Genomic DNA, 18729 nt, shown 5'->3' on the forward strand with positions numbered 1-18729 from the left:
TGGGAGCGGCCTTGTGCCGCGATGGGCCGCGCAGCGGCCCCATGATTGCAAATGGGCGAGCCTATTTTGTTGCCCATCGCGTCCGGTCCGGCGCCCCGGCAAGGCCGCTCCCCTTAAAGGCTCGCTTGAACCTGAGCCACTGCTTCCTGCAAGCGTTCGGTGAACCCGGAGTGGGTCTGATGGGTCATCACCAGCCTGTCCACGGCGCGGGTCATGGCTACATACAGCAAGCGCATCTCATCGGCCTCGTCCTCGCCTTGCACCGGCATCTCGTGCAAGCGCGGAATCACCACGAAGCCGAATTCCAGCCCCTTGCTCGAATGCATGCTCACGATCTTCACCGTGTTCTCGCCATACAGCGCGCTGCGTTTGGAAACGGTCTTGGCGCTGGTGTACGGAATGTCCGCGGCCTTGAGTGTGTCCTCGATCCAGGTGGCCTGGGAACCTTCTCGGTAGATCACGGCCATGTCTTGCCAGGCCCGGCCGTTTGCCTGCTCATGCTCAAGCCGGGCGACAAGGCATTGGGCTTCCTGCGCAAGCCCGGGGTGGCTGAGCAGTTGCGGCAAGTCGCCACGGCGGCCTGCGCTTTGCGGGGCCAGTACAGGGATGTGGTCGTCCTCGGCATCGCGTGCGCTGAGCAAGTCCTTGGAAAACGCATGCGCGACCGACAACACTTCCAGCGTATTGCGGTAGTTGACGCGCAAGATGGTGGTCCGGCCTGACGCCTTGATCCCTACACTGGCGAAGCTGAAGGTCATCTTCGAGGCAAGGGTGGCCTTGCCGCGGTAGATGGCCTGGGCATCGTCGTAGAGCACCAGCAGGTTTTCCTGATCCTGGTCGAGTTGGTGAACGACAAGGCGGAACCACTCCGGTTTGAAGTCGTGGCCCTCATCGATCAGGATCGCGGCATAACGATCAGCGGCCAGCTTGCCGTCAGCCATGTGCTTGAGCACGTCGTCTTCGAGCGCCTGAAAGAACTTCTGCCCCTTGAGTTGGGGGATGGGCAGTTGCGCATCCGTCAGCAGCTTGTGACACCAGGCATGAAAGCTCATGGCTACTACCTGGACGTCTTGCTGGTGCGCCTTGAGCACCTGATTCAAGCGCGCTGCGAGGGTTTTGTTGTAGCACAACACCAGCACTGGCTTGCTGGAGGTGCGCGCCAGGTAGAGGCTGCGGTACACCAGGACCATGGTCTTGCCGCTGCCCGCCACGCCGTGAATCACCCGGTGCCCACTGCCCATGGAACGCGCCAGTTGCTCCTGCTGAAGGTCCATGACCTTGATCAGGCTGGGCATGGGTGCCTCCTGCTCACCAAACAGCCCGAACTGGGCACGTGCCGGGTTCAGGCGGATTTCCGGGAACAGGTGGTAACGCACGCGGTCAAGTTGCTCGTCTGACAGCGCCACTGGAAAGTGCTGCACGAACATGGCCTTGAAGCGCTGTTCGAACAGGCTTGCATCCACTGTCTCGAACATCTCGTCCTTGCAGATGACACGTACGCTCTCCAAGGCCGACCCGGCTTGCAGCGAGGTGAATTCTTTACGCGTCATCTCGGGCAGCACGATGCCCCAGGTGTAGGGCATCAACAGGTTGCCCGCTCGGACAGAGCCTGGTTTCTGGGTCAGCGCCGGGTCCTTTTCCAGCGCGTTCTTGGTTTCGAAAGCGTACTTGCGGGCCTGTGCCATGGGGTTGATAACGGTGACTTCGCGGCCGTCCTCGAGCTTGGTGACCTCGTTGACCTTCACCGCCTTCAGCGAGCCCAGCCTCCAGTCCTTGACCTCGAGAATGAGCAAGCCCACATCAGGGTGCAGAAGAACGAAGTCCGGCTGTAGCCCCTTTGGGCCAACCGGCACGTTGAACCAGCACAACCAGTCATCGGGGAGTTTCTTTTCGAGGCGCTCAGCCAGGCGTTTTTCCCCGGGCGTGTCGAAACGGCAAGCGCCGAGCGTTGGGATGATTTGGGCCATATCCTTATTGTCCATATCCAAAACGACGCGCCACAGTAGGATTTATCCGTCTGCAGTGCAAATCCGAGGAACTGTCCTGCACCCGATCTGAGGGCCAAGTCACCCGTGCGGGATGGCCTGCCTACTTCCCAGGCATCAACGTCTTGATCAATGCGCGCACCGTTCCCGGCAGGGCCTCCAGTTCCCGGACCAGGATGCTGCGTTCGCGCTCGGCCCAGGGTTCGTCCAGGGCGATGGTCACCAGGTTCATGGTGTGGCTGTGACGCGATGCGGATGACTCGGGAATGATGCCGATGCCCACGCCGGCCTCGACCATGCGGCAGATGGCTTCGAAGCCCGATAGCTGGATACGCAGGGCCAGGGTTTCCCCCATGCGCTCGACCTGGTCGCGCAGAAAGGTCAGCAGGGTGCTGCCGTCGTGCAGCCCGATGTGCTGGTAGGCCAGGGTCTGTTTCAACGTCACCTGGCGGCGGCTGGCCAGTTCGTGGCCGGCGGGCACGATCAGCACCAGCCGGTCGGTGCTGAAGTGCATCACCTGCAGGCCGCTGGCCTCCACAGGGCCGGCGATGATGCCCATGTCGGTGCTGCCATCGAGCACGCCTCGCACGATGTCGCGGGACAGGCGTTCCTGCAGGTCGACCGTGACCCCCGGCCGTTGCGCCAGAAAGCCTGCCAGTACCTCGGGCAGGAACTCGGTCACCGCCGTGGTGTTGGCAAAGATGCGGATATGCCCCGCCGAATCGCCGCCGAACTGGGTGAACTCCGCCTTCAGGTAATCGACCTGGCGCATCACCAGACGTGCGTGGGTCAGCAGCGTGTGCCCGGCCGGGGTCAGTTCGACGCCGCGGCTGTCGCGGTACAGCAGGCGGGTGTCGAGCTGCGCTTCGAGTGCCTTGATGCGTGCACTGGCGGCGGCCGGGGACAGGTGCGCGCGGCGGGCGCCCTGGGTCAGGCTGGGGGATTCGCCGATGTGGATGAACAGGCGCAAATCAGCCAGATCGAAGTGCATGGGCAAGTCCTGGAGTCGGGAAGGCGTTCGGTATTTATGAACGCCGGGTTATGGAAATGCAAATTCACAGAATGCGCGAGAGGGTCGCATGATCGTCCCTGTCGCCTGCGCAGCGTCGATGACGCGCCCGCAGGTGGCCTGCCATAACAACAATTCCAGAGGCCCACCCATGCCCAATCCGCCCTTTGATTACAGCCCGTGGCTCGGCCGCACCGAGCAAGCCTGGGATGTGCTCAGCCGCAACCTGGTGCAGCGCATCGCGGCGACGTTCGGCGAGACCGCCCCGGCCCACGGCGAGGCATTGCCGCCGCTGTGGACCTGGTGCTTCTTTCAAGACCCTGTGCCCGAAGCGCAACTGGGCACCGACGGGCACCCGGCACGCGGGGGCTTTTTGCCGCCGGCCGATGGGCGCAACCGCATGTGGGCCGGTGGCCGGGTCGAGTTCATCGCCCCGCTGGTGGTCGGCGGCGAGGCGCAGCGTACCTCGACCATCCTGCACATCGAGGAGAAACACGGCCGCAGCGGCGCCTTGCTGTTCGTGACCGTGCGCCATGACTACACCCAGCACGACCAGCTGTGCATCCGTGAAGAGCAGGACATCGTCTACCGCGAGCCGACCCCGCCCAAGGCGAGCACGGGCGAGCCTTGTGAAACCGGCACCTGGGGCGAAACCGTCACGCCCACCGCGACCCTGCTGTTTCGCTATTCGGCGGTCACCTTCAACGGCCACCGCATCCATTACGACTACCCCTATGTCACCGCCACCGAAGGCTACCCGGACCTGGTGGTGCACGGCCCGCTGATCGCCACGCTCAACCTGCGGGCTTTTCTGCGCGCCAACCCCGGTGCCCGCCTGCGCCGCTACAGCTACCGCAGCCTGCGCCCGCTGACCCTGCCCACGCCCTTCGAACTCAGCGGCTGCCTCGGCGGCCCAGGCCAGGCGCGCCTGTGGGCTGGCAATGCCGCCGGCGTGGCGCAAAGCGCCGACGTCACCTTCGACTGACCCCTTTTCAGCACCGTAGAGAAGCCTGCCATGCACAGCTACGACAGCGATGACCTCAACGCCATCCGCGAAGGCGTGCGCGCCTTGTGCGCCGAATTTCCGGCCGAATACTGGCGCACCCTGGACGAGCAGAAGGCCTTCCCGGAAGCCTTCGTCAAAGCCATGACCGACGCCGGCTGGCTGTCGGCCATGATTCCCGAGGCCTATGGCGGTTCAGGGCTGGGCCTGGCCGAGGCGTCGGTGATACTCGAGGAAGTGAACCACTGCGGTGGCAACTCCGGCACCATCCACGGGCAGATGTACAACATGTTCACCTTGCTGCGCCACGGCAGTGAGGAACAGAAAAGTCATTACCTGCCCAAGCTGGCCAGCGGCGAGCTGCGCCTGCAATCGATGGGCGTGACCGAGCCGACCACCGGCACCGACACCACGCAGCTCAAGACCACGGCCGTGCGCGAGGGCGACGATTACGTGATCAACGGGCAGAAAGTGTGGATCTCGCGCATCCAGCATTCGGACCTGATGATCCTGCTGGCACGTACCACGCCGCTGGCGCAGGTCACGCGCAAGTCCGAAGGCATGTCCATCTTCCTGGTGGACCTGCGCACGGCCATTGGCAACGGCCTGACCGTGCAGCCGATCGCCAACATGGTCAACCACGAAACCAACGAGCTGTTCTTCGACAACCTGCGCATTCCGGCCAGCAGCCTGATCGGCGAGGAGGGCAAGGGGTTTCGCTACATCCTCGACGGCTTGAACGCCGAGCGTACGCTGATCGCTGCCGAGTGCATCGGTGACGGGCGCTGGTTCGTCGAAAAGGCCAGCCAGTACGCCCGCGACCGCGTGGTGTTCGGCCGCCCGATCGGCCAGAACCAGGGTGTGCAATTTCCCATCGCCGAAGCCCACATCGAGCTGGAGGCGGCCGACCTGATGCGCTGGCGGGCCTGCGCCGAGTACGACAGCGGCGCCAACGCCGGTGCGGCCGCGAACATGGCCAAGTACCTGGCGGCCAAGGCCTCGTGGGAGGCGGCCAACGCCTGTCTGCAAACCCACGGCGGCTTCGGCTTCGCCAACGAGTACGACGTGGAGCGCAAATTCCGCGAGACCCGCCTGTACCAGGTGGCGCCGATTTCCACCAACCTGATCCTGTCGTACGTGGCCGAGCACCTGCTCGAGCTGCCGCGCAGCTTCTGAAGGAGGCCATGCCCATGCGTGATACCCAAGCACTGGCCACCTTCCTGGCCGACCTGCGCTACCAGGACATCCCGCCCGCCGTGCTGGCGCGTACCGAAGACCTGTTCCTCGACTGGCTCGGCTCGGCCCTGGCCAGCCAGGGCGCGCACCCGGTGCCGCTGTTCGAGCGTTACGCCGAGCGCATGGGGCCCCCTGCCGGTAAAGCCCGATTGATGAGCACCGGCCGTGGCACCTCGCCGTATTTCGCCGCGCTGGTCAATGGCGCAGCGTCCCACCTGGTGGAGCAGGACGATTTGCACAACAGCTCGGTGCTGCACCCGGCCACGGTGGTGTTCTCCGCTGCCCTGGCCGCCGCGCAGGACCTGGACAAGTCAGGGCCGGACCTGCTGCTGGCCGCCGTGGCCGGCTATGAGGCCGGCATTCGCATCGGCGAATTCATGGGCCGCTCGCACTACCGCATCTTCCACACCACCGCCACCGTCGGCACCCTGGCGGCCGCCGTGGCGGTGGGCAAACTGATGGACTTCGACCAGGCCCAGTTCATCCATGTGCTGGGCAGTGCCGGCACGCAGGCGGCCGGTTTGTGGGAGTTCTTGCGCGATGCGGCCGATTCGAAACAGCTGCACACCGCCAAGGCCGCTGCCGACGGACTGCTGGCGGCCTACCTGACCGCCGATGGCCTGAGCGGGGCGCGCAATATTCTGGAAGGCGACCAGGGCCTGGCGGCCGGCATGTCCAGCGACGCCGACCCGGCGCGCCTGTCGGACCGCCTGGGCAGCCGCTGGGCATTGACCGAAACCTCGTTCAAGTTCCACGCCTCGTGCCGCCACACCCACCCGGCGGCCGATGCCTTGCTCGAACTGATGCAGCGCGAAGGGCTGCGCCACGGCGACATCGCCGACGTGATCGCCCACGTGCACCAAGGCGCTATCGATGTGCTGGGCCGGGTGAAAGTACCCACCAGCGTGCACCAGGCCAAGTTCTCCATGGGCACGGTGCTCGGCCTGATTGCCGTGCATGGCTGCGCGCAGTTGCTGACATTCCGGGACCTGGCCCTGAGCGATCCGGATGTGGCCGCGTTCCGCGACAAGGTGCGCATGCAACTGGACCCGGAAGTGGATGCGGCCTACCCGGCGCGCTGGCTGGGCCGGGTGGAGGTGCGCTGCACGGACGGGCGCCACTTCACCGCCGCCATCGACGAACCCAAGGGCGACCCCGGCAACACCTTGTCCCGCGCGGAACTGGAGGACAAGTTTCAGCGCCTGCTGGCCTACGCCGGGCAGCGCAGTGCGGCCGACGGCCGTGCCTTGATTCAACGTGTCTGGCAGCTGCGCGATACCCGCTCGCTGGCCGACCTGCCATAACTTGCGCACAGGACCTTGCCATGAGTGCATCTGCCCCCCGCCCCCTGGACGGCATCACTGTCGTCAGCCTGGAACACGCCATTGCCGCGCCGTTCTGCACCCGCCAACTGGCCGACCTGGGCGCCCGCGTGATCAAGGTCGAACGCCCCGGCAGCGGTGATTTCGCCCGTGGCTACGACCAGCGCGTCGATGGCCTGGCGTCCCATTTCGTGTGGACCAACCGCTCGAAGGAAAGCCTGACCCTGGACCTGAAACAACCCCAGGCCGACGCCATTCTCGAAGCACTGTTGGCCAAGGCCGACGTGCTGGTACAGAACCTCGCACCCGGCGCCGCCGCGCGCATGGGCCTGGGGTTCGACGCACTGCACGCGCGCTTTCCACGGCTGATCGTGTGCGACATTTCCGGCTACGGCGAAGGTGGCCCGTACGAGAAGAAGAAAGCCTACGACCTGCTGATTCAGAGCGAGGGCGGCTTCTTGTCGGTCACTGGCAGCCCAGGGGAGGAGGGGATGGCCAAGGCCGGGTGTTCGGTGGCCGATATTGCCGCTGGCATGTACGCCTACACCGGCGTGCTCTCGGCCCTGTTGCTGCGCGACCGCACGGGGGTGGGCAGTCGCATCGACGTGTCCATGCTCGAAAGCCTGGTGGAATGGATGGGCTACCCCATGTATTACGCCTACAACGGCGCACCGCCGCCACCGCGGGCCGGTGCCTCCCACTCCACCATCTACCCCTACGGCCCCTTCCCCACGGGCGACGGCGGCACGGTCATGCTGGGCCTGCAGAACGAGCGTGAATGGCAGGTGTTCTGCGAGAAGGTCTTGCTCGACCCGGCATTGGCCACCGACGAGCGCTTCTGCGCCAACTACCGGCGCTCGGAGAACCGCGATGCGCTGCGTCAGATCATCGTCGAGGGCTTTGCCGCGCTGAGCCTTGAAGACGTGGTGTCACGCCTGGAAAGCGCGCAGATCGCCAACGCCCGGGTCAACGACATGCAAGGGGTGTGGCAGCACCCTCAGTTGCAGGCCCGTGACCGTTGGCGCGAGGTGGACAGCCCGGCGGGCAAGCTGCCGTCGCTGCTGCCGCCTGGGCGCAACGCGGCCTTCAGCCCGCGCATGGACCCGGTGCCTGCACTGGGCCAACACACTGCCGCGATCCTGGCCGAGCTGGGGTATGGCGACGATCAGCAGGCGCAATTGAACAGCGCAGGCGTGGTTTAGCAGAGGAGCAAAAGCATGCCGTACCCCATCGTTCGCTCCGCCCTGTTCGTGCCCGGTAGCCGCCCGGAGCGCTTCGCCAAGGCCTTGGCTGCCGGAGCCGATACCGTGATCGTGGACTTCGAAGACGCAGTCGAAGAGCCGCTCAAGGCCCAGGCCCGCGAGCACCTGGCGCGCTTTCTGGCCGAACACTTGGATGTTCGGGTGTGGGTGAGGGTCAATGCCCCCAGCCACGCAAACCACGCCGAGGACCTGCAGTTTTGCGCGCAGCACCTGGGCGTGACCACGGTGCTGCTGCCCAAGGTCGAGAGCGCCGCTCAAGTGGCGGTCGCCGCCCGCACGGGCAAGGCCGTGGTGCCGATCATCGAGTCTGCCAAGGGGCTGTTGGCTCTTGAGCGCATCGCGGGCGCCGAGGGTGTCGAACGCCTGTCGTTTGGCAGCCTGGACCTGGCGCTGGACCTTTGCCTGAACACCGACAGCCCGGCAGGTCAACGCTTCATCGACCAGGCCCGCATGGCCGTGCAGCTGCAATCGCGTGGGGCCGACCTGGCGCCGCCACTGGACGGCGTGTTTCCAGCGATCCGCGACCCGCAGGGGCAGCGCGAGGCCATGCGCCATGCCTACGACATGGGCTACGGCGGGGCGCTGTGCATCCACCCAAGCCAGGTGCCGGTGATTCATGAGGCCTTGCAGCCCAGTGAGCACGAACTGGCCTGGGCGCACCGGGTGATCGAGGGCAGCGCAGCTGCAGGCGGGGCAGGGGCTTTCCAGCTGGATGGGCAGATGGTCGATGCGCCGGTGGTGTTGCGTGCGCAGCGTCTGCTGGCATTGGCCCATGCTGGCTAGTGGCTATAGTTACGGCCGTCTCGCGATGGCCTGCGTTCGGGTTTGCCGAACGCAGGCTTACACAAAAGCAGATTCCCCAAACACCTATACTGGGCCACCGTACCCTTGGCTACGCTTCCCTGCTGACCTTACCAACAACAATAACAGGTGAAACCCATGTTGAAGCTGACCCAGGCGCTGTTCTGCGCCGCCGCCGTCTCCCTGACCTCGTTCGCCTACGCCGCGGACCCGGTCATCATCAAGTTTGCCCACGTGGTGGCCGACAGCACGCCCAAAGGCCAGGGCGCGCTCATGTTCCAGAAACTCGTGGAGGCCGATGACAAGCTCAAGGGCAAGGTCAAGGTCGAGGTCTACCCCAATTCGTCGCTGTTCGGCGACGGCAAGGAAATGGAAGCGCTGCTGCTGGGCGACGTGCAGATGCTGGCGCCCTCGCTGGCCAAGTTCGAGCACTACAACAAGCAGGTGCAAATCTTCGACCTGCCGTTTCTGTTCGACAACCTGGCGGCGGTCGACCGCTTCCAGCAAGGCCCTAAAGGCAAGGCACTGCTCACCTCCATGGAGGACAAGGGCATTCGCGGCCTGGCCTACTGGCACAACGGCCTGAAGCAACTGTCGGCCAACAAGAAGATCTTGCTGCCCAAGGACGCCCGCGGCCTGAAGTTCCGGGTGCAAGCCTCCAGCGTGCTGGAAGAGCAGTTCAAGGCCGTGCGCGCCAACCCGCGCAAGATGAGCTTTGCCGAGGTGTACCAAGGCTTGCAGACCGGTACCGTCAACGGCACCGAGAACACCTGGTCGAACTACGAAAGCCAGAAGGTCAACGAAGTGCAGCCGTTCTTCACCGAGACCGACCACGGCCTGATCGACTACATGGTGATCACCAACGCCAAGTTCTGGAACGGCCTGCCTGAAGACGTGCGCACCGAACTGCAGGGCATCATGGACAAGGTCACCGTCGAGGTGAACAAGCAGGCCGAGGCGCTGAACCAGGCTTCGCGGCAGAAGATCATCGACGCCAAGACCAGCGAGGTCGATGCGCTCACCCCCGAGCAGCGTGATGAATGGCGCAAAGCCATGCGCCCGGTCTGGGACAAGTTCGAAGGCCAGATCGGCGCTGACCTGATCAAGGCCGCCCAGGACGCCAACACCGCTTCCTGATCCGTTCTGCTTGCAGCCGCCCCTGCGTGGGCGGCTCAGCCCCATTGTGCGCGGAGAATGCCCATGCAAACGTTACGGCGCGTCTGGGAGCGCTTCGAGGAAGGCATGATTGCCTTTCTCCTGGCGGCCATGACCCTCATCACCTTCATCTACGTGGCGCTGAACAACCTTTACACGATGTTCTACAGCTTGAGCGACCGTTGGACCTTTGCCAGCGAGCCGCTGCTGAACATCGGCGATCACCTGATGGGCTACGCCCAGGAAATGACCTGGAGCATCGCCCTGACCAAGGCCTTGTTCGGCTGGCTGATCTTCTTCGGTATCGCCTATGGCGTGCGCACCGCCGGGCACCTTGGGGTCGATGTGCTGGTCAGGCGCACCCGCAAGCCGGTGCAGCGTGTGCTGGCCATGCTCGCCTGCGCCTGCTGCCTGGCCTATGCCGGGCTGTTCCTGGTCGCCAGCATCAAGTGGGTCAGCGCCGTGCTGGCCGCCGGCATCGGCGCCGAAGACCTGGACCGCTACGGCATCAAGATCGGTCACATCGCGATGATCGTGCCGTTTGGCTTTGCACTGATCATCGTGCGCTACCTGGAAATCCTCTACCGCATCTACACCCACCGCCAGACCAACCTGGGCCTGGCCGACGAAGCGGCCGAGGCGAGCAAGCTGGCCAACCCCGGTGAGGAGTCGCCGCGATGACCGTTATCTGCCTGTTCCTGCTGCTGTTCATCTTCATGTTCCTGGGCGTGCCCATCGCCATTTCCCTGGGCCTGTCCGGGGCGGTGTCGATCCTGCTGTTCAGCCAGGATTCGCTCAGTTCGCTCGCGATCAAGCTGTTCGAGACCTCCGACAGCTACACCTTTTTGGCCATTCCGTTCTTCCTGCTGTCCGGCGCCTTCATGACCACAGGCGGCGTGGCGCAGCGGCTGATCGACTTCGCCAACGCCTGCGTGGGGCACATTCGCGGTGGCCTGGCCATTGCCGCCGTGCTGGCGTGCATGCTGTTCGCCGCGCTGTCCGGCTCCTCGCCGGCCACGGTGGCGGCGGTGGGCTCGATTGCCGTGGCCGGCATGGTGCGCTCGGGCTACCCGAAGGAATTCGGCGCCGGGATCATCTGCAACGCCGGTACCCTGGGCATCCTGATCCCGCCGTCGATCGTGATGGTGGTGTATTCGGCCGCAACCGAGACCTCCGTGGGCAAGCTGTTCATGGCCGGCGTGATCCCTGGGATTTTGCTGGGCGTGTTCCTGATGATCGCCATCTACATCGTGGCGCGGGTCAAGAAACTGCCTGCCCAGCCACGTGCCAGCTTGCGCGAGTGGCTGACGGCTGCGCGGCGGGCCTTCTGGGGCCTGTTGCTGCTGGTGATCATTCTGGGCGGCATCTACAGCGGCATGTTCACCCCCACCGAAGCAGCAGCGGTGGCGGCGGTGTACTCGGCGTTCATCGCCCTGTTCGTGTACAAGGACATGACCTGGCGCGAGTGCCCCAAGGTGCTGCTGGAGTCTGGGCGGCTGACCATCATGCTGCTGTTCATCATCGCCAACGCCATGCTGTTCGCCCATGTGCTGACCACCGAGCAGATCCCGCAGCAAATTACCCAGTGGGTGCTCTCCGAAGGCCTGACGCCCCTCGGCTTCCTGATCATGGTCAACGTGGTGCTGCTGATTGCCGGCAGCTTCATGGAGCCGTCGGCGATCATCCTGATTCTGGCGCCGATCTTCTTCCCCATCGCCATGGAACTGGGCATCGACCCGATCCACTTGGGCATCGTGATGGTGGTGAACATGGAGATCGGACTGGTTCACCCGCCGGTGGGGCTGAACCTGTTCGTGACCAGTGCCGTGACGGGCCTGACACTGGGCCAGACCATTCGCGCAGCGCTGCCGTGGCTGTCGATTCTGTTGCTGTTCCTGATTCTGGTCACCTACGTGCCGTACATCTCCTTGGCGCTGCCGGAGTTTCTCGGCATGCCCTGACCGGCGGCTCGATCAACCCGCCAGTGCACCGACGCCACCGCCTACCCGGCGGTGGTTTCACTTTCGGCCAGGGGGGGCAGGGGTGTAGGTTGACCCTCCAAGGGTGCCACCAGCCCGCCAGCCCTCCACAAGCCCCGAGCGGACCCACCATGACAACAACAAGATCTCTGCTTTGCCTTGCCATCGCCTGCGCCTGGCTCACCAGCCCCGCAGTCCACGCCGCCAACACCGCCGACAACCCATGCAAGACCACCGCCGAGTGCGCCGAGCAGGCCCGCAAGATCGGCGCCTTCGTGGAAAAGACCCCCGATGGCCAGCGCCACGGCGAAACCCAGTTCGACTACCTCAACCGCATCAACAAAGCCTCCCTGGTGATGCTCAAGGAAGCCGGCATCGTCACCGCCGAACAGGCTGCCACCATCGCAGGCGGCGTACGCCACACCATCGACCAGGCCACCCAGCCAGACGGCAAGCGCCCCAGCGATGTGCTGCAACTGGAGCAGATCATCATCGACAAGGTCGGCCCCGAGGCCTCGCTGATTCACTCGGGCCGCAGCCGCCAGGACATGTACGCCACCTACCGCCTGGCCTCGCTGCGCAACCACGTGCTGGCCTATGGCGACGCCCTGGACGCCACCCGCCAGCGCCTGCTCACGCTGGCTGCCCAGCACGTCGACACCCTGGTGCCGGCCTACACCAACGGCGTACAAGCCATGCCCATCAGCTATGCCCATTACCTGCTGGCCTACGAGGCCTCGTTCGAGCGCGACGCCCAGCGCCTGCACGAGCTGTACGCCCGCCTGAACCTCAGCCCCATGGGCACCGCCGTGCTGGCCAACTCCGGCTACCCCATCAACCGCGAGCGCCTGGCCCAGCTGCTGGGCTTTGACGGCGTGCGCGAGAACTCGCTGGACGCCAGCCAGGTCTCGACCTACGACATCCCGCTGGAGGCCGCCGGCCTGGTCTCGTCCTCGGCCATCCGCATTGGCGCCTTCATCGGCGACATCCACACCCAGTACCACCAGACCCGGCCCTGGCTGCTGCTCGACGAAGGCGCCACCTACACCAGCAGCGCCATGCCGCAAAAGCGCAACCCCGGCCTCTTGATGCGCACCCGCGAAGCCGCCTCCGACGTGGTCGGCCTGGCCAACGCCACCACCCTGCGCGCCCACAACGTCACTACCGGCATGACCGACTACAAGGCCGCCTTCGACGACCTGGGCCTGTTCCGCTCCACCGGCGACATGTTCAAGCGCCTGGACCAGGTGCTCGACGCGCTGAAGATCAATTCCGCCCGCGCCGAAGAAGAACTGGACGCCGACTGGACCACTTCCATGGAACTGGCCGACACTTTGGAGCGTAAGCACCACGTCCCCTTCCGCATCGGCCACAGCTTCGCCTCGCTGATCGTCGAAAAAGCCCGCGCCGACGGCACTTTGCCCAAGGACTTCGCCTACGCCGATGCGCAGGCGTTGTTCACCCAGGCGGCGGACAAATACAAATGGAAGGACAACACCCTGCCCCTGAGCGAAGCAGATTTCCGCGCCAGCCTGTCCCCCCGCGCGATGGTGCAAAGCCGCAAGGGCACCGGTGGGCCACAGCCTGAAGAAGTGCGGCGCATGTTGGCTGAGGCGCAGGCGCGGTTGAAGGAGGATCGGGCGTGGATGCAGCAGCGGCGGCAGAAGCTGGTGGATGCGGATGTGGGGTTGGACAAGGCGTTTGATGGATTGATGGGGCGGTGATCTGGCGGGAGCACGCGATCCGTGTGGGAGCGGCCTTGCGCCGCGATGGGCCGCATAGCGGCCCCGGCGATTTGAGGTGCGGGCTGAAATCCTGGGGCCGCTTCGCAGTCCATCGCGGCCGGTCCGGCGCCCCGGCGAGGCCGCCCCCACATGGATCGCGCCCCAGCATCCCAGGCTCAAATCACAGATTGGCAGGTCCACTGCTCGACACAATGTTTGAGTGATCAGGCAGAAACGCGCCTCCGTGTGGGAGCGGCCTTGCGCCGCGATGGGCCGCATGGCGGCCCCCGGCGATTTGAGGTGCGGGCTAAAATCCTGGGGCCGCTTCGCAGCCCATCGCGGCCGGTCCTACAGTGGATCGCGTGACCTGGGAAGAATCGCACCAAGCCCCGAAACATTTTGAACCAAAAATCTCACCCCCCTCTCCATCCGTAAACGAAGCGGCTAAAAAAACCGCGGCGAACCCCGGCACCCCCTTGCATGCACCCCGGGCCTTTTACTGCTGGTAGCGGAGCCTCAAATGATCCAAACCCCCTTGCTGATCGGTTTCATCGTCATGGCCCTGGCATCACTGGCCATCTACATCAAAGGCGCACACTACGGCCCGCTGCTCGGCCACACGCTCATTCACGCCGCCGTCCCCTTCATCGCCGCCACCGCCTACCTGTGCATGTACCTGGGCGTCGGCAACCTGATCAAAGTCGACGGCAGCGTCACCTACCTGGCCCGCTACGTAGACTGGGCCTTCACCACCCCACTGCTATTGGCAGGCGTCGTCAGCTCCGCCTACTACGGCACCCGCGACCTGTACGGCAAAAGCGGCTACATCACCGCCATCGTCACCCTCGACGTGATCATGATCGTCACCGGCCTGATCGCCTCCCTGACCCCCTACGGCGTGATCAAATGGGTGTTCTTCGCCTGGTCCTGCGCCGCCTTTGCCGGCGTGCTGTACCTGCTGTGGAAACCCGTCGCCAGCATCGCCAGCCAACAACCCGGCGTCAGCCCCGCCTACCGCCGCAACGTAGGCTTTCTCACCGTGCTGTGGCTGATCTACCCCGTGGTCTTCGCCGTCGGCCCTGAAGGCTTCTGGGCCGTGAGCGACACCACCACCGTGTGGGTATTCCTGGTGCTCGACGTGCTGGCCAAGGTCGTCTACGCCTTTACCTCCGAACGTAACCTGCGCGCCGTGCCGGTAGGCCGAGGCTACTGAGCATGACCTGTACAGGGCGCAGCTGGCGCGCCCTTGTGGGGCTGGCGATAGCAGCCAGCCTTGCAGGCGGGCTGGCGCCGCTGGCCTACGTGCTGATGGTCGGGCTCGGGCTTGGCCTGCTGCATGGGGCCAGCGACCTGTACCTGGTCGAGCACGGGCAGCGTAAGCGCTTTGTGCTCAGCTACCTGGGCGTGGCCGTGGTGTGCGCCCTGGCCTGGCAAGTGGCGGGGGCGTTGGCGCTTACCGCCTTTTTATTGCTGTCGGTTTGGCACTTCGCCCATGAAGATGAGGTGTTTCAGCGGCGGCATGAACAGATTGCGCTGGGGCTGTTCATCCTGGGCGGGCCTGCAGTGTTGCACCGTAATGCGGTAGCCGAGTTGCTCAACCTGGCGATGGCGGCCGGTGCCTCTTCTGCCTTGGGTGGATGGCTGGCGGTGACGCTTGCGTGTGCCGGGCTGATTGCGTTCGGTGTGCTGCTGATGAGTGCCTGGCAACGGCGTGACCTGCGCCTGGCGGTGACCTTGCTGCTGGTGGTGGTCACACCGCCGCTGATTGGGTTTGCGCTCGGGTTCTACCTGCTGCATGCCGAACCCCAAACCCGTGTGCGCGAGCGAATGGTGGGTGCCTTGTCGATGGGCGACTACCTGCATCGCACCTGGCCAGTGCTCGTTGGCGCAGGGGTGTTTGCCCTGGTAGGTGGGGCTGTGTTCTGGCAGCAGGAACAGACCGGCATTCGGGCCCTGTTCGTGGTGCTGGCGGCGTTTGCACTGCCGCATATGGTGGTGTTGCCGCGTTTTCTTTCGGGGCGCGCAGTGCCTCAGGTGCCCGGCCCGGTTTGACCGGATTGCCAGCCCCGGCGCGCAGGTGCGCCGGGGGATCGGGGTCAGCGCATCATGCCCAGTTCAGCGTCGTCCAGCAGGGCTTTGCCGAGTGCGCAGAGGTAGTGGGCGGCCCAGATCAGTTTGGGTTTGTCTTCCATCAAGCCTTCGAGGGTAAGGTCGCGGGCGTAGCCCATCAATTCCGAAGCCTGTTCGCGGGCGTGTTGGCAGGGGATGCCTGGCTCGAAGCGGAACAGCGCGTGGGTGTGGTTTTCGCCTTGGTAGAAGACGGTTTGGCCGAGCGTGCAGGGGGTGTCTGGGGTGGACATGGGTGTGGCTCCCTGAAGTTTTTTGGGCTGGCTGTTTGGCTAGGCAAGTTGATGACTGCCGTTTTGCTTGAGCCAGGGGCTTGAGGGTTAGTGCGTGGGGTGTCGCGAGGGAGGGTGGTGGATTTGCAGGAGGGCGGATTCCAGCAGGCGGCGCAGGGATTCCAGCTCGTGCATGGAGGCCATGATCAGTGGGGCTGCCGGAGAGCGGGGCTGCGTGAGGAGGGCTTGTTGGGCCACGGCTTCGGCGCAGAGGGCGTAGTCGGCGGCTAGGGTTAGGGTGTCTTCCAGGGTGACGGGTGTGGGTGGTGGGTCGGGGACGATTTTTAACATGACGGCTCCTGACGTGGTGAAGCGACCACCTGCTGCGGCTAAACAGGAGGGTGGCAGCTGTACGCGGGTTAGCCGACCGGGACGTCAGGCACCCGGCGCACTCGAAAGTGCCCCACGCACAGCCGCCATAAGGCGACAACACCGATTTCCCGGTATTGCACAGCTGTGGTGTCCGACGTTTTTTCAGGCGGCTAACCTGGTCGCTGGATGTCAGCGACATGGCGAGACTACGGTCGGCTTTTGGGGTGTGCAATGAGAAATGGGCTTGGGGAGTATCTTTGGGAAATGGACTACAGGGAAGTGGGGAAATCTGAGGTTTTGGGCGTGATGGGCTATTCCTGAGCTTGGTTGCAGGGACGTTGGGAGTGTTGATTTGACGTTGGCCCCAAATCCTAAGGACCGACTGGCGCTCATCGATGCATTGATACTGTCATTTGTTGAGCCGGGGTAATTTGAAGCCGGTCGGTATCTATCTGTTTTGGCTGGTAAATAATTTTTTGGTCAACTTGCTTTGAATACCAGTTGAAACGCTGCGTTGTCTGGATTCCGATGGACAGTGCTTTTTGATAACCGCCCCCGAAAACGAATCGGGGCCGAATCTATAAAGCAAATGGTCATCCTAGTGATCGTTGCCCCTGCGCTTGTCGGTACAGGGGCTCTTAGCAAACGATACCGTCAATGATTGCTGTGTTGGCTAAGCCGACTCTCGAAGTATTGCGCCGTCTCTTTGTCGGTGCAGTACAGGTAGCAACCCTTCATCCCGCGTGTCATCAGAGTTCGGTACGTATTTTTGATGATCAGGTCTGTTTCACTTTTCGCGAGGGTAGGTTGCTCTTTCATCATTTTTTTCCAGCCGCGAATCGATTTATCGTGCTTGTCGCGCTCACCTGGGGAGGTCACGACCTTACCGTCACGTACGACTAGGTCAGGCCCGATGATGACCCCGATATAGTCGACTTCCAAACCTTGGCAGGTATGAATGCAGCCAACCTGCTCAATGGAGTTCTCAGCGATGATCCATAGGCTGCCATCCTGATCCAGATTCCATTGGCGTTTGTAGTCACCAATGACGATATCAGCAGCGGTGGAGTCTTTCTTGCTCAGCCAAGGCCAGCAATAGCCCGCGACCACACGAGCTTTGTTTCCGTGGTTTTTTTCGTTGATTGCTTCATGCATCGCCTGAGGTGAGTCGAACACCTTAAACTCGTACTCTTGGGTCTCAAGCGTAGGATTTGCCGTAGAGCGAATGCCTAGCGTGTCATCCAACCATGCCAGGTAACCGTCAGAACCACTGCAGCGAAACTGCGAAGACAGCACGTGTTCTTCAACCACAGCACCCTTGGCTTTCGCAAAGGCGCGAATCGCCTGCTTGCTGCCGATATCGCTCAAGGTTACACGCTGGTCCTCATCAATGAAGAAAATGGAGCATTTCGCTGAGTCAATCAGCTCCTTGATCTGGTTCTCCCCAAGGTTTCCATAAAGCCCGCTTTTCTCATTCAGTCGGTGAGCTTCGTCCACGATGAGCGCATCGAATGTGTTGGGCTCAGTGTCGATGAATGCCCCAGAGCCTGAAAAGAAATTCGAGAAATGGCTGCGCTTGATGGTGCCAACCAGTTTGCTTTCGTAGACCTTGCGAGGGGCAGCATTCTTGGAGACGTATTTGCTCATCAGCTTCAATTCGGTGAGCTTCACCAGCAGATTGATAGCCAGGACAGTCTTCCCGGTGCCCGGCCCACCTTCGATGATCATCACCTTTGGTGCTTGGACCGAGGCCTCGCTTGCCGCCGCCAGCGCCGACTCAAAAATTGCTTTCTGATCGTCAATCAATACGAACTCGGGTTTGCCTTTCATCAACCCCCCTAGGGCTTCGGCTAGCGCCTTGGATGGGCGAATTTTCCCTCCGGACAGCTCGTAAAGAACCTCTTTGTTGTCGCCATGAATTATATGCTTCTTCAGAAAGGTTCTGAGTTTACTGAGCTCTTCCGGGCCTTTTAGAAACAGCGGAGCCTTGCTGATGTGGGGCTCATAGTGGGCTGAATCTATGACCCCGTCGCTGACGTAGTTATGGAGGTAGGCGCACGGACGGATTTCGATGCTTTTGTCATACACCGCCTCGTTGAAGCCTTCCAGCAGCGCTGCATAGGACCATACCTGATAGGACGGGTGAATGGTCTCGATGAGGCCGCCACCCAATGCCGTTTTGACGATGGCGTCTTTGGTGGTGGCGTTGGCCTTGCTCCATTGCTTCAGCTCGATCAGTACGGCTTTTTTTGCCTGGTTTTCGTCGCGACCGGTGAGTAGAAAGTCGATTCGCTTCGACGACTGCGGAATGTGCAATTCAATGGCTAGGCCTGCATCGCTCGGCAGGCCCTCATCTCTAAGGACCTTGGCCATGTACGTTAGGGACCCTTGCCACGACCTGATTTCCGAGGTGCCAACGTTCTTGCCGGTTGCTTCCTTGTAATGCCTGAGGATCACCTCCTCAATGTCATCGTTATCGTTGTCTTTAAGAAATTGCTGTTTGGTCGCAGCGTAAACGATCACGGTTTGTCCTTGGGTGCAG

16 protein-coding genes are annotated in these 18729 nt (G+C 63.2%); 11 read left to right on the forward strand and 5 right to left on the reverse strand.

Going from position 1 to position 18729, the window contains the following annotated elements; genetic code table 11:
* Positions 1-113: 113 nt before the first annotated feature.
* Together B2J77_RS03010 and B2J77_RS03015 are read right to left on the reverse strand one after the other, a co-directional pair.
* Complete coding sequence (locus tag B2J77_RS03010) at positions 114-1967, reverse strand: 3'-5' exonuclease (RefSeq protein WP_058638416.1); 1854 nt, start codon at positions 1965-1967, stop codon at positions 114-116.
* 121 nt (positions 1968-2088) lie between these two features.
* Positions 2089-2976 (reverse strand): LysR substrate-binding domain-containing protein, encoded by an 888-nt coding sequence (locus tag B2J77_RS03015; RefSeq protein WP_078477960.1) that lies wholly within the window; start codon positions 2974-2976, stop codon positions 2089-2091.
* Between the two features lie 169 nt (positions 2977-3145).
* Here B2J77_RS03015 and B2J77_RS03020 point away from each other — a divergent pair, with 169 nt between their 5' ends.
* From B2J77_RS03020 to B2J77_RS03070, 11 genes are all read left to right on the forward strand, one after another.
* Positions 3146-3979, forward strand: a complete 834-nt coding sequence (locus B2J77_RS03020; protein WP_078479386.1) for an FAS1-like dehydratase domain-containing protein — start codon at positions 3146-3148, stop codon at positions 3977-3979.
* Between the two features lie 30 nt (positions 3980-4009).
* Positions 4010-5173, forward strand: coding sequence for an acyl-CoA dehydrogenase family protein (locus B2J77_RS03025; protein WP_058605881.1), 1164 nt, complete (start codon positions 4010-4012; stop codon positions 5171-5173).
* A gap of 14 nt (positions 5174-5187) precedes the next feature.
* Positions 5188-6537, forward strand: a complete 1350-nt coding sequence (locus tag B2J77_RS03030; RefSeq protein ID WP_078477961.1) for an MmgE/PrpD family protein — start codon at positions 5188-5190, stop codon at positions 6535-6537.
* A gap of 20 nt (positions 6538-6557) precedes the next feature.
* The gene (locus B2J77_RS03035; RefSeq protein ID WP_058638412.1) at positions 6558-7757 is read left to right on the forward strand and encodes a CaiB/BaiF CoA transferase family protein; all 1200 of its coding nucleotides are present in this window, start codon (positions 6558-6560) and stop codon (positions 7755-7757) included.
* A 15-nt stretch (positions 7758-7772) separates the two neighbouring features.
* Positions 7773-8600 (forward strand): HpcH/HpaI aldolase/citrate lyase family protein, encoded by an 828-nt coding sequence (locus B2J77_RS03040; protein ID WP_078477962.1) that lies wholly within the window; start codon positions 7773-7775, stop codon positions 8598-8600.
* A 156-nt stretch (positions 8601-8756) separates the two neighbouring features.
* The gene (locus B2J77_RS03045; RefSeq protein ID WP_058638410.1) at positions 8757-9755 is read left to right on the forward strand and encodes a TRAP transporter substrate-binding protein; all 999 of its coding nucleotides are present in this window, start codon (positions 8757-8759) and stop codon (positions 9753-9755) included.
* Between the two features lie 63 nt (positions 9756-9818).
* Positions 9819-10454, forward strand: a complete 636-nt coding sequence (locus B2J77_RS03050; protein ID WP_078477963.1) for a TRAP transporter small permease — start codon at positions 9819-9821, stop codon at positions 10452-10454.
* The gene (gene dctM / locus B2J77_RS03055; RefSeq protein WP_078477964.1) at positions 10451-11734 is read left to right on the forward strand and encodes a C4-dicarboxylate TRAP transporter large permease protein DctM; all 1284 of its coding nucleotides are present in this window, start codon (positions 10451-10453) and stop codon (positions 11732-11734) included. The genes B2J77_RS03050 and dctM overlap by 4 nt, the downstream gene beginning before the upstream one ends.
* 149 nt (positions 11735-11883) lie before the next feature.
* Complete coding sequence (locus B2J77_RS03060; protein ID WP_078477965.1) at positions 11884-13476, forward strand: argininosuccinate lyase; 1593 nt, start codon at positions 11884-11886, stop codon at positions 13474-13476.
* Positions 13477-13996: 520 nt separating this feature from the next.
* Positions 13997-14689, forward strand: coding sequence for a bacteriorhodopsin (locus tag B2J77_RS03065; protein ID WP_058638407.1), 693 nt, complete (start codon positions 13997-13999; stop codon positions 14687-14689).
* A gap of 2 nt (positions 14690-14691) precedes the next feature.
* Positions 14692-15528 (forward strand): beta-carotene 15,15'-dioxygenase, Brp/Blh family, encoded by an 837-nt coding sequence (locus B2J77_RS03070; protein WP_058638406.1) that lies wholly within the window; start codon positions 14692-14694, stop codon positions 15526-15528.
* Between the two features lie 44 nt (positions 15529-15572).
* Here the strand turns inward: B2J77_RS03070 and B2J77_RS03075 are convergent, their stop codons facing one another.
* From B2J77_RS03075 to B2J77_RS03085, 3 genes are all read right to left on the reverse strand, one after another.
* Complete coding sequence (locus B2J77_RS03075) at positions 15573-15836, reverse strand: DUF3077 domain-containing protein (protein WP_058638405.1); 264 nt, start codon at positions 15834-15836, stop codon at positions 15573-15575.
* An 87-nt stretch (positions 15837-15923) separates the two neighbouring features.
* Positions 15924-16166 carry a hypothetical protein gene (locus tag B2J77_RS03080; RefSeq protein WP_058638404.1) on the reverse strand — a complete coding sequence of 81 codons (243 nt, stop codon included), beginning with the start codon at positions 16164-16166 and terminating at the stop codon, positions 15924-15926.
* 675 nt (positions 16167-16841) lie between these two features.
* Positions 16842-18710: a DUF2075 domain-containing protein gene (locus tag B2J77_RS03085; protein ID WP_058638403.1), complete on the reverse strand. Its 1869-nt coding sequence runs from the start codon at positions 18708-18710 to the stop codon at positions 16842-16844.
* Positions 18711-18729: the final 19 nt, after the last annotated feature.

It is taken from the genome of Pseudomonas parafulva (assembly GCF_002021815.1).
Lineage (GTDB): Bacteria > Pseudomonadota > Gammaproteobacteria > Pseudomonadales > Pseudomonadaceae > Aquipseudomonas > Aquipseudomonas parafulva_B.

Coding starts and splice junctions, on each gene's coding strand:
- B2J77_RS03010 (WP_058638416.1), bottom strand. CDS start 1,967: ATGGCCCAAATCATCCCAACGCTCGGCGCTTGCCGTTTCGACACGCCC.
- B2J77_RS03015 (WP_078477960.1), bottom strand. CDS start 2,976: ATGCACTTCGATCTGGCTGATTTGCGCCTGTTCATCCACATCGGCGAA.
- B2J77_RS03020 (WP_078479386.1), top strand. CDS start 3,146: ATGCCCAATCCGCCCTTTGATTACAGCCCGTGGCTCGGCCGCACCGAG.
- B2J77_RS03025 (WP_058605881.1), top strand. CDS start 4,010: ATGCACAGCTACGACAGCGATGACCTCAACGCCATCCGCGAAGGCGTG.
- B2J77_RS03030 (WP_078477961.1), top strand. CDS start 5,188: ATGCGTGATACCCAAGCACTGGCCACCTTCCTGGCCGACCTGCGCTAC.
- B2J77_RS03035 (WP_058638412.1), top strand. CDS start 6,558: ATGAGTGCATCTGCCCCCCGCCCCCTGGACGGCATCACTGTCGTCAGC.
- B2J77_RS03040 (WP_078477962.1), top strand. CDS start 7,773: ATGCCGTACCCCATCGTTCGCTCCGCCCTGTTCGTGCCCGGTAGCCGC.
- B2J77_RS03045 (WP_058638410.1), top strand. CDS start 8,757: ATGTTGAAGCTGACCCAGGCGCTGTTCTGCGCCGCCGCCGTCTCCCTG.
- B2J77_RS03050 (WP_078477963.1), top strand. CDS start 9,819: ATGCAAACGTTACGGCGCGTCTGGGAGCGCTTCGAGGAAGGCATGATT.
- dctM (WP_078477964.1), top strand. CDS start 10,451: ATGACCGTTATCTGCCTGTTCCTGCTGCTGTTCATCTTCATGTTCCTG.
- B2J77_RS03060 (WP_078477965.1), top strand. CDS start 11,884: ATGACAACAACAAGATCTCTGCTTTGCCTTGCCATCGCCTGCGCCTGG.
- B2J77_RS03065 (WP_058638407.1), top strand. CDS start 13,997: ATGATCCAAACCCCCTTGCTGATCGGTTTCATCGTCATGGCCCTGGCA.
- B2J77_RS03070 (WP_058638406.1), top strand. CDS start 14,692: ATGACCTGTACAGGGCGCAGCTGGCGCGCCCTTGTGGGGCTGGCGATA.
- B2J77_RS03075 (WP_058638405.1), bottom strand. CDS start 15,836: ATGTCCACCCCAGACACCCCCTGCACGCTCGGCCAAACCGTCTTCTAC.
- B2J77_RS03080 (WP_058638404.1), bottom strand. CDS start 16,166: ATGTTAAAAATCGTCCCCGACCCACCACCCACACCCGTCACCCTGGAA.